This window comes from Subtercola endophyticus (genome assembly GCF_021044565.1).
In the GTDB taxonomy this organism is placed as follows: Bacteria; Actinomycetota; Actinomycetes; order Actinomycetales; family Microbacteriaceae; genus Subtercola; species Subtercola endophyticus.
This window is the reverse complement of the sequence record NZ_CP087997.1, coordinates 1,855,421-1,869,687: the sequence shown is the minus strand read 5'-3', so window position 1 is coordinate 1,869,687 and position 14,267 is coordinate 1,855,421. Positions and strand designations below refer to the sequence as shown.

The 14,267-nt window shown below is 68.6% G+C and carries 7 protein-coding genes; 2 read left to right on the top strand and 5 right to left on the bottom strand.

Going from position 1 to position 14,267, the window contains the following annotated elements; translation table 11 throughout:
• Positions 1-111: 111 nt before the first annotated feature.
• Genes LQ955_RS08745 through LQ955_RS08735 form a run of 3 tightly spaced genes read right to left on the bottom strand, consistent with a single transcriptional unit; the run spans position 112 to position 6,538 of the window.
• Entirely contained in the window at positions 112-2,070 is a 1,959-nt protein-coding gene (locus LQ955_RS08745; protein ID WP_231027775.1) for a S9 family peptidase, read from the bottom strand.
• A 2-nt stretch (positions 2,071-2,072) separates the two neighbouring features.
• On the bottom strand, positions 2,073-3,857 hold the full coding sequence (locus tag LQ955_RS08740) for an N-acetylglutaminylglutamine amidotransferase (RefSeq protein WP_231027774.1): 1,785 nt from the start codon (positions 3,855-3,857) through the stop codon (positions 2,073-2,075).
• A 2-nt stretch (positions 3,858-3,859) separates the two neighbouring features.
• Positions 3,860-6,538: a carboxylate--amine ligase/circularly permuted type 2 ATP-grasp protein gene (locus LQ955_RS08735; protein ID WP_231027773.1), complete on the bottom strand. Its 2,679-nt coding sequence runs from the start codon at positions 6,536-6,538 to the stop codon at positions 3,860-3,862.
• 189 nt (positions 6,539-6,727) lie between these two features.
• On the opposite strand from LQ955_RS08735, the gene LQ955_RS08730 reads away from it, so the two are divergent.
• Positions 6,728-7,591: an alpha/beta hydrolase gene (locus LQ955_RS08730; protein WP_231027772.1), complete on the top strand. Its 864-nt coding sequence runs from the start codon at positions 6,728-6,730 to the stop codon at positions 7,589-7,591.
• 10 nt (positions 7,592-7,601) lie between these two features.
• Here LQ955_RS08730 and LQ955_RS08725 read toward each other — a convergent pair whose 3' ends face one another.
• A complete protein-coding gene (locus tag LQ955_RS08725) occupies positions 7,602-8,111 on the bottom strand; it encodes a DUF4190 domain-containing protein (protein ID WP_231027771.1) in 510 nt (169 codons plus the stop codon).
• Positions 8,112-8,224: 113 nt separating this feature from the next.
• Between LQ955_RS08725 and LQ955_RS08720 the strand changes: the two genes are divergently transcribed.
• A complete protein-coding gene (locus LQ955_RS08720) occupies positions 8,225-10,042 on the top strand; it encodes an amidohydrolase (RefSeq protein WP_231027770.1) in 1,818 nt (605 codons plus the stop codon).
• A 181-nt stretch (positions 10,043-10,223) separates the two neighbouring features.
• On the opposite strand, the gene LQ955_RS08715 is transcribed toward LQ955_RS08720, so the two are convergent.
• Positions 10,224-14,252: an ABC transporter ATP-binding protein gene (locus tag LQ955_RS08715; protein WP_231027769.1), complete on the bottom strand. Its 4,029-nt coding sequence runs from the start codon at positions 14,250-14,252 to the stop codon at positions 10,224-10,226.
• Positions 14,253-14,267 lie beyond the last annotated feature (15 nt).

Sequence of the window (14,267 nt, the reverse complement as noted above, 5' to 3'; positions counted from 1 at the left end):
ATGATGAAATCATTAGAGCATGACTAATGTCAATAGGAGATCGGAGAGCGCGCCGGAGTCGGAGGGCGCGCCGGAGTCGGAGGGTGCGGCAGAGTCGGAGGGCGCGCCAGGTCAGAGGGCAGCGCAGAGAAAGCGCACCATGGTCGCCGCGAGCAGGCGGCGCGAGTCGGCGCGGCGGTACTCGTGGCCCTCGCCGGCCAATTCGAGATACTCGACGGGTCGTGACAACTCGCGCAGCGCCGCCACGATCTGGTGCGCCTCGTTCACGGGCACGTTCGTATCGAGCTCACCGTGCACCACGAGCAGCGGCACGGTGATCGCGGCGGCGTGCGGCAGCGGCGAGATCTGCCGCAGCAGCTTCTGATCGTGCTCAGGATGCCCGTACTTCGTCACGGCGGCGGCGGCGATCCACGGCTCGGTGTCGCGGTAGAACGTCAAGAGGTGCGACATGCCGCAGATGTCGATTCCGGCCGCGAACACGCCGGGAGAGAAGGCGAGCGAGGCCAGCGTGAGGTAACCGCCGTAGGAGCGCCCCGTGACAGCGACACGCGCCGGATCGGCCACCCCGAGCGCTTCGAGGTGCCGGGCGCTGGCGATCACGTCGTCGAACGCCCCCTGTCGGCCGTGCACGTCGTCGAGCCGGCTGAAGGTGCGGCCGAAACCGGATGAACCGCGCACGTTGGGCGCGAACACCGCGATGCCCGCCGCGAGCATGCCCTGGTACTGCGGATTGAACGTCGGCCGCTCCTGCGACTCCGGCCCGCCGTGCAGACTGAGCATCGCCGGCCCGGCTTCGGTCGCGCCGGGTACACGGTACAGCCAGCCCGTGAGCGCCAGCCCGTCACGACCCTCGTAGCGCTCGAGGGTCGGCGCCACCAGCGCGACGGGTGGCAGCTCGGGTACTTGCGTGACCCGAGTCCATTCGTGCGTCGCGGTGTCGAGCCGCCAGAGTTCGCGCGGCCGCTCGGGGCCCTCCACACTCAGGATGACCGTTCCGCCGTCGCGGCTGAGTACCGGGCTCGAGGCGACGAAGCCCGGCAGCTCGGGCACGCCGATGCGCACGCCGGTCGTGGTGTCGTACAGTTCGATCTCGCTGGTGCCGGCCCGGTTCCACACCATGAGCAGCAGGCGCCCGGCATCGTCGGCGTCGAGCGCCTCGAGCTCGGCGTCGTCTCGTTCGGCGAGCACCTGGGGCACACCGCGCCAGCCGTTCGGGCCGAGGGGCAGGGCGACGAGCCGGTTTCGTTGCGCGCCCACCTCGGTGGCGAGGTACGCCACGAGGGGGGCAGACGCGCCGAGTTCGGCCAGGGCATCCGTGCCGACCGGCGCTGGGCGCAACAACGCGACATCCGTCGAACCCGTTGCCCCGGTGAGCGCAGACCCGTGCGGCAGCAGCGGGTGGTCTTTGTCGTTCACGCGGTCGACGACGACACAGAATTCCTGACCCCGACGGCCGTCGCGGATGACCACCAGCTCTTCGCCGATCGACAGGTCGAGCACGTGGATGAGTTCGCCGACGGCGAGCGGTTCGAACGCGCCCGTCGCCGGGTCGACGAGAAACGTAGCCGTGGGTTCACCGACCTCGGTCGAGGGAATCGTGACGACGACTCGATGGCCGCTGCGGGTCCAGGGGCCGAGTTCGGCGTGCTGCTCAGGGCCGCCGGCGATACGCCGGGCATCGCTGCCGTCGGGCCTGACCACCCAGACCTGGCTGCGAACACCGCCGTCGGTGGCCACCGCGCAGGCGAGCCAGGCGCTGTCGGCCGACCAGGTGACGGTGATGACGGGGTCGGCGCTCAGCGTGATGGGGGAGGGGTCGGGCAGCGAGTCGGTACCGGATGCGCCGGCAGCGCTCGAGGCGGCCGTGCTCACACCGGCCGTGTTGGAGGTGGACGTGCTCGTGCCGGCCGCGGCGACCTCTTGCACCCACACCTGAGGCACCCCGCTGCGATCGCTGATGAACGCCATGCGCCGGGCATCCGGCGTCATGGTCGGCCCCCAGCTGCCCCACGCGTCGACGAGAGCGTCGGTCAGCGCGACCGCCTCGTCGGCGCGACGGTCGTTCGCCACGCTTATCGGATTCCTTGTTTCTGAAGCCACATCTCCAGTAAAGCAAGTTGCCAGAGCGCATTCGAACCGAGAGTCGTTCGGGTTTCGTTCGGCGAGGCGAGCAGGCTGTTCACCGTTCCCTCGTCGAACAGGCCGCGCTCGCGTGCAGTCGGGTCGGTGAGCGCCTCGCGCACGCGCTGCAGATACGGGCCTTCGAGCTGGCGGATGGCCGGCACCGGAAAGTATCCCTTGGTGCGATCGATGACCTCGTCGGGTACGATTCCCCGGCTCGCACGCTTGAGCACGCCTTTGCCGCCGTCGGCGAGCTTCAGGCGTGGCGGGATCTTGCCCACCAGCTCCACGAATTCGTGATCGAGGAACGGCACGCGGGCTTCGAGCCCCCACGCCATGGTCATGTTGTCCACCCGCTTCACGGGGTCGTCGACGAGCATGATGGTGGTGTCGTTGCGCAGCGCGGCATCGACGCTCGTCTCGGCACCGGGTGCGGCGAACTGGCGCGTGATGAACTCCGTCGGGGCGTCGTGGCCGAGCATCCATTCGGGTGAGAGCAGCGAGCTCATGGCCGGCCAGCGGCGGTCGAAGAAGACCTGCGAGTAGGCCTCGACGGCATCTCCACGGGGTACCTCGGCCAGCGGCGGGTACCAGTCGTAGCCGCCCAGCACCTCGTCGGCACCTTGGCCGGACTGCACGACCTTCACCGATTGCGAGACGTCTTCGCTCAACAGGTAGAAGGCGACGCAGTCGTGGCTGACCATCGGCTCGCTCATCGCGGCGACGGCTCCGTCGATGCCGGGCAGCAGGCGGGAGCTGTCGATGCGGATGCGGTGGTGATCGGTGCCGAAGCGCTGGGCTACCAGCGTGGAGTACTCGAATTCGTCACCCGATTCACCGCCGGCGGAGTCGAAGCCGATGCTGAACGTCGCAAGGTCGGTCTGGCCGGCCTCGGCGAGCAGCGCCACCACCAGACTTGAGTCGATACCGCCCGAGAGCAGCACGCCCACGGGTACATCGGCGACCATCCGTCGCTCCACCGCGGTGCGCAGGCTCTGGAGACATGCGTCTTGCCAGTCGCGCTCCGAGTAGTCTTCGAGCTCAGCATCGCGGGTGAACTCGGGGCGCCAGTAGACGTGCTCGCGGCTGGTGCCGTCGGGCTCGACCACCCGAACCGTGGCGGGCGGCAGCTTGCGCACGCCCTTCAAAATCGTGAGCGGAGCGGGCACCACCGAGTGGAACGTCATGTAGTACGCGAGTGCTTCGCGGTCGATCGACGTGTCGGTGCCGCCGCCGGCGAGCAGGGCGGGCAGGCTCGACGCGAACCGCAGGCGCTCGCGGGTCTCGTCGAGGTAGAGCGGCTTGATGCCGAGGCGGTCGCGGGCGAGCACGATGCGTCCGCTCTCCCGCTCGACGATTGCAAAGGCGAACATGCCGAGAAAGTGGTCGACGCAGTTTATGCCCCACTCGGCATATGCCTTTCCGATGACCTCGGTGTCAGAGGTCGAGAAGAACGAGTAGCCCTTGCCCTCGAGCTCGCGCTTGAGGTCTTTGTAGTTGTAGATGCAGCCGTTGAAAGCCACGGTCAAGCCGAGCGGAGCATCCACCATCGGCTGCGAGCCGGCCGCGCTGAGGTCGATGATCGAGAGGCGGCGGTGGCTCAGAGCGACGGGCCCGTGCGCCCAGAATCCGTCACCGTCGGGGCCGCGGTGCACCATACACTCGTTCATGCGGGCTACGGCACCGAGATCGGCGCTGCGGGAGTCGAAACGGAATTCGCCGGCGAGGCCGCACACGGTCAGGCCTCCTGTTCGGGGTGTTCGGGGTCGGCATGTTCGGGGTCGAGTTCCGCCTCGGGTGCGCTGCCGATACGCGTGATCCGCAGCGGACCGGTACGCAGATGCATGTTCTCGGCGTGCACGGAGTCGGGTCCGAGAATCCAGGTGTCTTTGGCGCCCCCGCCCTGCGACGAGTTCACCACCATGCTGCCGGCGGGTGCCACGCGGGTCAGCGCGAGGTCGGCGGTGATCGCGTCGCCCGGCTCGGTGCCGCGCACGTAGACGAACGCGCGCAAGTCGACGTGCCGAGGCTCGAGCGACGTGTGGTCGAAGGTCGGAAGCGACGAGAGTGCCACCAGCTCTTGCGCTACCCAGATCTCGGGGTTCGCGGCGATCTCGGCTCGGCGCTCGGCGACCACTGAGGCGGGCGCAGACGGGCCGATCAGCACTCCACGGCCGCCTTCGCCGTCGACGGGCTTGGTCACCAGTTCGCCGACCCGCTCGAGAACGGTGCGCCGCTCGGAGGGATCGCTGGTGCGGTACGTGGGCACCGATTCCAGCAGCGGCCGCTCGTCGAGGTAGTACGCAATGAGGTCGGGAATGTTGCAGTACATCGCCTTGTCGTCGGCAATGCCGTTACCGGGAGCGTTGGCCAGGTAGACCCCGCCCTCGGCCGCAGCTTTCATGATCTGCTCGCCGAGTGGGCGCTCGGCACTGTCGACAAGGTCGACGAGTTCGGGGTCGAGCCGCAGGTAGAGCGAGTGGATCACCGTGCCGGTCGCCTTTTCGACGACCTTCGGTGCCTCGCCCTCGCTCCACACCACGTCGAGGTCGTCGGCCGTCACCAGCAGCAGGTTCGCACCCTCGGCGAGCGCGGAATGCTCGAACCAGGCGGCACTATTGGGCCCGCTCGAGAAGACGGCGGCGACCGCCGCGTCGCCGGGCTGGTGCGCCGTCGCGGCGCCGCCGGCGAGGAGGGTCTCGCGCAACAGCGGCAGTGCGGTGTGCGGATCGAGCAGCCCGCTGGGCCGGGGGAGGTCGGGCACCGCTGCATCCATCAGCCTCCGCGCCGCCATGGAGTATGCGGCACCGGAGGGAGCCCGAACGTTGTCTTCGAGCACTCGCCAGCCGCCGAACTCGTTGCGCACGAGGTCGAAGCCCTGCACGGGAGCGCGCACGACGCCGGGCTTCAGCAGAGTGGCCTCTTCGCGCCAGCCGGGGGAGTCCACGATGGTCGAGGGCATCAGCCCGTCGGCGACGATGCGCTGCTCGCCGTAGATGTCTTGGAGAAAGGCCTCGATGGCGCGGGCGCGTTGGCTGAGCCCCGCCGAGAGCTCGTTCCACTGGTAGGCGCTGATGAGCCGCGGAAAGAGGTCGACGTCGAAGCTCTGCACGTCGCCCTTGACCCCGAATGTGAGGGAGTTCTCTGCGGTGAAGCTGGTGCGGGCATTCTCTCGGGCCGTCAGCTCGGCAAGCGGAAGCGCACGGTAGAAGTCGATGATGTCGTGGTATGCCGGGCGGGGCATGGAGCTCGGGCCGACGGCCTCGTCACCCGCGCGCGTGCGGTACGAGCGCATCGCCGAGACCGAGGGCGCTGATCCCTGTGCCGGGCCGTGCGTCTCTTGCACCACGAGCTCGACCACGTCGCGCAGTTCGCCGCGCTCTGCGAAGGCCGCGCGCTGGCGGTCGGCCGAGTTTCCGCGGGCCAGGGTCATCTCGCTGAGTTCGCGCACCTCGTCGTAGTCGCCGAGCTCTTCGAGCTGGGGGCGCAGGCGCGAGACCAGGTCGCGCACCGCCCAGGCGGCAGGCACGGGTTTCGGATGCGACGTTCCGTCGAGCAACTGGCCCGAGAGCCCGCCGCGGGCCGCCTGCCACATGGCCGCGCGGTGCAGCGGCGCACGTTGGATCTCCGCGGGCACACCGCGCTCGATGTCGAGCTCGGCGGCGCGCACCGAGGCGCGAAAGATGCCCGCGATCAGAATCGCGTCGTCGACGATGGGGCAGGCATCGCAGACGCGAAGCTCGAGCGTCGGTTCGTGTGCGGAGGGCCGCACGTCGAAGTACGCCATCTTCGCGTCGGCGATCACACCGCTGGCAATGAGGTCTGAGAGCATTTCGTCGTATTCGGCTGCAGAACCGAGCTCACCGGTTGCACCGGCACTCGGCCAGCGCTGCCAGATGGTGGTGCGGATGCTCGCGTAGCCGGTGTCGTGCCCGTTCAGAAACGGCGAACTCGCCGACAGCGCCAGCAGAATCGGCAGATCGCGCGAGATTCGCTGGGCGATCTGCACGGCCAAGTCGCGATCCGAGACGCCGACGTGGATCTGGAGCCCGCAGATGAGCTGCTCGTCGACCAGCAGGCGGTATTGCTCCTGCATGCGGCGGTAGCGCCCGGTCGCGGTCAGCTCGAAGTCGGCGAAATCCGAATGCGGCGCAGTGCCCACAGCAGCGACACCCAGACCGAAAGCGCCCGCGGCGTCGATCAGCCCCTTACGCAGGCGCACGATTTCGTCGCGGAGGCCCGACAGCGTCGAGGTCACCGCCGTATTCGTCTCGACTGTCGTGCGCTGGATTTCGGCCGAGTAGTGCGCTTCCGGCAGCCGGGAGAGCAGTTGTGGTGCACGGGCCGAAAGCTTTCCGCTCTCGAGATCGATGAGATGCAATTCTTCTTCTGCACCGAGGGTTAACTCTGCACTCATTTTTTCAACCTACTGCGCCTGGCGGTGCGACGTTGTGTTTCAGTGGCAATTCCCTGGGGAGTTGACAAGTTCATAGTGCATGCACAGTGGTAGCTCACTCAGGGAGCGATGCCGGGTCGTACGCGGTGGCAGACTTGAATGATGAGCGGCAGACGTCGATGAGGCACCTCGCATGAGCGTGTACCGGGCATGAGCGTCGCCGAAGAGATCACGCTCGCAGACGGGCGCACCATGGCCTATTACCGGTTCGGCGACGCGGCCGGTGAGGTGGTGCTGAACTGTCACGGCGGGCTGGTCAGCGGGCTCGACGTGGGTCTCAGTGATGCGGCGGCACAGGCATCCGGTATCTCGATCATCTCGCCGAACCGGCCGGGCATCGGGCGCTCGAGCCGCAAGGCCGGCCACGGCATTCTGAGCTGGGCGCAGACCGATCTCGTCGAGCTCATCGACCGTCTCGAGATCGAGCGGTTCACGGTGATGGGCTGGTCGGAGGGCGGTCAGTACGCCCTCGCGGCCGCCTACGCGCTGCCGTCGCGGGTCGAACGCGCGGCCGTCATCGCCGGCGCGCTGCCGCTCGACGACCCGCAGATCTTCGGCGAGCTGAACGCCACCGACCGGCGACTCTCGAGCCTGTCTCGGCGCCTGCCCTTGCTCGCGCGCGGCTACTTCGTAACCAGCCGGATGCTCGCGGGGGCCTCACCGCGCGTCGTCGCCCGGGTGGCGGCCCGCACCATGACGCGTGTCGACGCCGAGATCGTCGAAGAGAACCACGAATGGTTCGCGCAGTGTGTGGTCGACGCGGCGCTCGATGCGGCCGGTGCAGTCGACGAGTACGCCGCGTTCGTCGCGCCCTGGGGCTTCGAGCTGGAGCAGATCTCCGTTCCCGTGGACATCTACCAGGGCGGCGTCGACAACCTCGTGCCGCCGTCATGGGCGCGCACCATGCTGTCGCGGCTGCCGAGCGCGACCCTGCACGAATACCCCGACGAAGGGCACTTCATCGCGGTGACGCGGCGGCCCGAGGTTCTGCGCGGGCTGGTCGCGCCGGTTTAGGGGGCGCTAGCTAGGAGGGGTACGACGGGTAGTAGGTGTCGTAGTGGTGCGCCGCACCGGCCGCGACGAAGATGAAGATGATGAACACGATGTAGGCCACCACCGCCAGAATCGCGAGGCTGGTCAGCACATAGCCGATGATGGTGCCGGCGAGCGCCAGGCCGTGGCCCTGCTCGTGGGTGCGCTTGATCTGGCTGAGAGCGATGTGGCCGAGCACGATGCCGGCGATGGGAAAGATGAACGACGCCACGAGCGCGATGATGGCGAACACGTTGGTCGGCGGTGCCGGATTCGGGTTCGGGGCGTACTGCACCGGCGGGTAGGTGGGCGGCACGTACTGCTGGCCCGGGTACGGCGGCTGGCCTTGGCCTTCATACGGTTGGCCCGGGTACTGCTGCCCGGGGTACGGACCCTGGTAGGGAGGCTGGCCGGGATACTGTGCCGGAGGATACGGTGCCGTCGGCTGCGCGCCGGCGGGATATTGCTGCGGCTGCTCGGGATACTGGGCGGGGTCAGTCATGAGAACCTTTCGAGCAGTGTCGAGGCCGGCCGCTGAGGCAGGCTCATCAGCATCTTATTCGTGAGAGGTCGCCCACCGCATCCGGCGTTCGTCACCTGGCTAGGCTGACGACCATGACCTCCCTTCTTTTCGTCGGCCGCATCGTCACCATGGCCGAAGGCGGGCACGACCCGGCGGCGGGTGCGCCCGCCGAGGCGGTGCTGGTGGTGGATGATCGCATTCGTGCTGTGGGCAGCGAGGCTGAGCTGCGTGGGCTCGCCGACGGCGACACCGAGGTCGTGGAGCTGGGGCAGAGCTGCCTGATGCCGGGGCTCATCGAGCCCCACGGGCATCCGTCGTCGGCGGCTGTGCTGCTGAGCGACTATGTGCTCGACATCAGGCCGGTGACGCTGGCGACGGCCGATGAGGTGACGGCGGCACTGACGGCGGCGCTCGCCGAGCGACCGGTCGGCGTGTTTGCGAACGGGTGGGATCCGTTGCTGCAGAAGGGCCTCGTCAACCCGACGATACAGAGCCTGGACGCCCTGGCGGGAGCGATTCCGCTGGTGATTCTGCACAACTCGGGGCACTCGGTGTTTTTCAACAGTGCGGCGGCGCGAGCCGCGGGTCTCGACGACAGCACGCCGGATCCTGCCGGGTCGAGCTTCGGGCGTGATGCGCAGGGGCACCTGACCGGCGTGGGATACGAGGCCGGCGCGGTGTTTCAGGTGTGCAGCCCGGTTCTGCTGCAAGCGCGGGGCGATTTCGTGCGGGTGTTCCGTGACGAGGTCGCCCGCACGAATGCGGCGGGAGTGACGACGATCGCCGACCTGTCGTGGGAGGCGTCGACACAGGCGGGGCTCGAGGCGGTGCGGGCCGAGCATCCACTCACCGTGCGCTTGCGGTTGTACGAGATGTCGGCCCCGGGGGCTCGCGCCAGTGTCGCGCTCGAGAACGGCGACGACGTCGTGCGGCAGATCGGCGTCAAGACCTGGGCAGACGGATCGCCGTGGATCGGCAACATCGCTACGTCGTACCCCTATCTCGACACCGCCGCGACGCGGGCGATGGGGCTCGAGCCGGGCCACCACGGCGCGCTCAACTTCGACAGCGCTCAGATTCTGGCGATCTCACGGCAGTACGCGGCGGCAGGCTGGCAATTGGCCTGTCACGCCCACGGCGATCTGGCGATCGACGCGACACTGGATGCCTGGCAGCAGGTCATCGAAGAGAACTCCCTGACCGACCATCGTTTTCGGCTCGAGCATGTCGGTGCCATGACGGCTTCGCAGTTCGCGCGGGCTGCCGCGCTCGGCGTTGTCGTGAGCATCTTCTCGGACCACCTGTACTACTGGGGTGATGTGCTTGTCGACGACCTGTTCGGGCCGGAACACGGCGGACGCTGGGCCGACAGCGCGGCGGCGATCGCGGCGGGGCTCGCGCCGACCTTTCACAACGACGGAACGGTTACGCCGCTGGAGCCGTTCCGCAACATGGCGACCGCGATGACGCGGCGCACGCGCAGTGGGCGGCTGCTGACCTCCGCTGGGGGTTTCGGCGGCGCGGCAAGCGCGGCGGCGGGCGCGGGCGACGCGGAGGGCGCGGGCGCCACGGGCAACCGCGTGGGTGGCAGCGTGGCCGGCGCGGGCGCGGGCGCGGGCGCTGCGGGTGTGGGCGGTCTGGCGGCGGGCGGTGCGGGGGCGACCAATGACGGCGCACTCGTCGGCATCGGAATCGACGACGCGCTGCGGGCCCACACCACTGCCGCGGCGAAACAGCTCTTCGCCGAAGAAATCGTCGGCAGCATCGAGCCCGGCAAGTACGCCGACCTCATCGTGATCGATCGCGACCCCTATGCCGTCACTCCCGAAGAACTCGCCGCCACCCGCGTGCTCGCCACCTACTTCGCCGGCAGCCTCGTTCCCCGCGCCTCGTTCGGGCGCCCGCGGTAGTTTGGCTCTTCCGCGGTAGTTCGAACCACCGCGGAAGAGCCGAACCACCGCACGTGCGCCAGACCACCGCAGAACTGGTCGCGGGCGACGCGCGGGAGGGAAGGGCGGGGCTCGGAGGGCGAGGGCTTCGGGACGCGCGGGTCAGGCGGGGCGCGAAAGGGGAGGGCGAGGGAAGCGCGGGTCAGGCGGGGCGCTCGGCGACCTCGAAGGCCTGCCACATGGTGGCATAGCGGCCACCGGCGGCCAGGAGTTCGTCGTGCGAACCGACCTCGGCGATGCGTCCGTCGTGCAGCACGGCGATGCGGTCGGCCGCCCGTGCGGTCTGCAGGCGGTGCGCGATCACGATGGTGGTTCGCCCCTCCGACACGCGCTGCATCGCAGCAGTCACGCGGGATTCGGTGGCGAGGTCGAGGTTCGAGGTCGCCTCGTCGAGCAGCAGGATGGCCGGGTCGACCAGCTGCGCACGCGCGAGTGCGATCAGCTGACGTTGCCCCGCCGAGAGCGAGCGCCCGCGCTCGGTGAGCTCGTGCTCGTAGCCATCGGTCAGCTGCGCGACGAACTCGTCCGCGCCGACCGCGCGCGCGGCGGCCTGCACCTCCGCGAGCGAGGCGGTGGGCCGTCCGTAGGCGATGTTCTCGCGCACGGTTCCGGTGAACAAGAACGCCTCCTGCGGCACGTAACCGAGCTGGCGGCGGAAGGCCACGAGGTCGAGGCTGCGAACATCCATTCCGTCGACCAGCACCTGGCCCGAATCCACGTCGTAGAAGCGCGCCAGCAGCTTCATCACGGTCGACTTTCCGGCACCGGTCTCGCCGACGAGCGCGAGCGTCTCGCGAGGGGCAACGTGCAGGTCGATGCCGCGCAGCGCCTCGGGAGGCTTCGTGAAGGTGGCATCTTCGCTGATGATCGGCCGGGCATCCGACGGCCCGAGCAGCGGGGCAGACGAACCGCCCGCGCGCACGAGTGGCGCCGAGGGGTAGGCGAACCGCACGTTCGAGAGCGTGAGCGCGCCCGACAGCCGCCCGGGAACAACCGGATGCTCGGCCTCGGGTGTCAGCGTCTCGAGTGCCATCAGGTCGGAGATGCGCCCCACCGACACGCGCGTCTGCTGCCACGAATCGAACACCTGCGACAGCTGCTGAATGGGGGAGAAGAACATGTCGATGTAGAGGATGAACGCGATCAGCGCGCCCGAACTCAGCTCACCCGACGCGATGAGCCCGGCGCCCACGCCGAGCACGATGACGTCGGCCACGCCCGACAAGAACTGCACGAACGGAAAGTACGTCGCCACCAGCTTCTGCGCCGCGATGCGCGACTGCAGGTAGTTGCGGCCGAGCCCGTGAAAGCGTGCCATGGTCGCGGCCTCGTGCGTGAACGCCTGCGACTCGCGAACGCCCGAGAGGCTCTCTTGAAAGTCGGCGTTGACGATGGCGATGCGCTCGCGCGATACGTCGTAGAGCTTCGACGAGCGCTGCCTGAACCACACGGTGGCGATCGCCAGCGGAATCACCACCGAGAGCGTGCACAACCCGAGCTCGAAGTTCACCGTCAGCAACGCGATGCCGACGCCCACGAAGGTCACGACCGAGACGAGCGCCGAGAGCAGACCGTTCTGAATGAGCGACTCGAACTGGTCGACGTCGGTGGTCATGCGGGTCATCACTCGCCCGGCCATCTCGCGCTCGTAGTAGTCGAGCGACAGCCGCTGCAGTTGCGACCAGATGCGAATGCGCAGCGAGAGCATCACGCGCTGGGCGATACGCCCGGTGACGAATGTCGAAGCCACCTCGTCGAGCAAGTCGGCGAGGGTCACGAGCAGGTAGAGCCCGGATGCCGCGAAGAGCACCGCCGCAGAGCCCGCCTGCACACCGTCGTCGATGCCGGTCTTCACGAGTACCGGGCCGAGCAGCCCGGCGACCGCATCGATGACCACCAGCACGAGCCCGAGCGCGAGCGGGCGACGGAATTCGCTCAGCAGCCGCAGCAGACTGAACCGCTTGTCGTGCGTGGTCTCGTGCTCGACGTCGAGGGTGGCAATGTCACGCACGGGCGGCAGCTTCGCCACGTTGGCGAGCAGCTCGGGCGTGGGCGCGAGGAACGAGGCCATGCCCGCGCCGCCGCCGCGGCCGCCCCCGCGCCCGCCGAGTCCGGCGCCGAGACTGGCCCGGCCGGTGACGGTGCGCGGGCGGGGAGTGCCGGCGCTCGATGTCGCGGCGCCACCGCCTGCGCCGCCTGCTTCGCCCTCGCCGCCGCCGCCGCTTGCGCCGCCCGAGGCCGCGCCACTGAAGCCAGAGCGGTTGCGGCTCGGCGAGGTAGCCGCGGCCGAAGTGGATGCCCGGGCATCCGCCGGCGCGTCGAACTCGCCGTTCGCGAGCTCCCACTCCGCTTCGGCCAGAGAGGTGCCATCGGCCGTGAGGTCGGCCAGAACCTCGATGCGGCCATCTGCAACAGCCGCGCGCGTCTCGTCGTCGAGGCCCGAGAGCAGCCCGCGGTAGGTCGCGTTGCGCTCGCGCAGCTCGTCGTGCGTGCCGTGGTCGGCGACGCGCCCGTGCTCGACCAGCACGATGCGGTCGGCCAGGTGCAGCGTGGACTCGCGGTGCGCGATGAGCAGCACGGTGCGGTTCGAGAGCGTGTGGCTCAAGCCATCGTGGATGAGCTCTTCGGTTTTCGCGTCGATGGCGCTGGTGGCGTCGTCGAGAATCAGAATTCGCGGGTCGCACAGAATCGCGCGGGCGAGCGCGATGCGCTGTCGCTGGCCCCCCGAGAGGCTGAGCCCGCGCTCGCCGACCACGGTGTCGTAACCGCGGGGGAGCCGATCGATGAACCCGTCGGCCTGAGCGATGCGCGCCGCGGCGATCACCTCGTCGTCGCTCGCATCAGGCCGGCCGTAGGCGATGTTCGAGCGCACCGAGTCGGAGAACAGAAAGCTCTCTTCGAAGACCACGCCGACCGAGCCGCGCAGCGAAGACAGGGTCGCATGCCGAACGTCGACCCCTTCGACGCTCACCGAGCCGGCGAGTGGGTCGTAGAAGCGCGAGATGAGGGCGGCGACGGTCGATTTTCCGCTTCCGCTGGCCCCGACCAGCGCGACGCGCTCGCCCGGCTCGATGTGCAGGTCGAAGCCGTCGAGCACCGGATGCCCGGGGTCGTACCCGAACGTCACCCCGTCGAAATCGATGCGGCCCCCGGCTGCGGCCGGCAACGCAACAGCGTCGGGCGCATCCACAATTGCGGGCGGCCGATCGAGCAGCTGAAAGATGCGCTCGATGCCCACTCGCGCCTGCTGGCCGATGGTCAGCACGCCGGCCAGCATGCGTGCCGGCGCCATGAGCTGCGCCACATAGGCAGAGAACGCCAGAAACGTACCGAGCGTGAGTTGATTGTTCAGCGCCAGCCAGCCGCCGAACGCCAGCACTGCCACCTGCGCGAGCACCGGCACCGCCTCGAGCAGTGGCTGGTACCGCGACTGGATGCGCACCGCTCGCATCTGCGAACCGTAGAGGGTGCTCGACACCTCCACCATGCGCTCGACCTCGAGCTTCTCGCGCCCGAACGCCTTCACCACGCGCACGCCGTTGACGTCTTCGTCGACGATCTCGGCGACCTCGCCCTCGCGCTGCTGGGCATCCCACGTGGCCGGAAAAACCCGATTGCGCATGCGGTACGAGATGAGCACGAGCAGGGGAGTGACCACCAGCGCCACGAGCGCCAGCGGCCACGACAAGATGAACATCACCACGAGCGACAGCACCATCAGAATCACGTTGCCGCTCATCAGCGGCAGCATGTTCAGCAGGCTCTGCACGAGAGTGGAGTCGGAGTTCGCGCGCGACACCAGCTGGCCGGTCGACATGCGGTCGAGGCTCGCGAAGTCCATCGACTGCAGGTGGTCGTGCATGTCATTGCGCAGGTCGTTCTGCACCTCGAGGGCGACCTCACCACCGCGGTAACGGCGAACGTAGGCGAAGAAGAAGACGGCGGCCGACAACGCGAGCAGCAACCCGAGCCAGGGCAGCAGAGGGGCATCCTGAACCAGAATGACGTTGTCGACGATCTGCCGGGCCACGAGCGGCACAACCACCTGACAGGCGCTGCCCAGCAGAGCTGCTGCAAGCGACAGGTACAGACTGCGGCGATGACGCGTCATGTACTGCCAGAGGCGGCGCAACCAGCCCAGAGGTGCGGGGGATTCGGGCTCGGCAGACATCACTCGATTGTACGT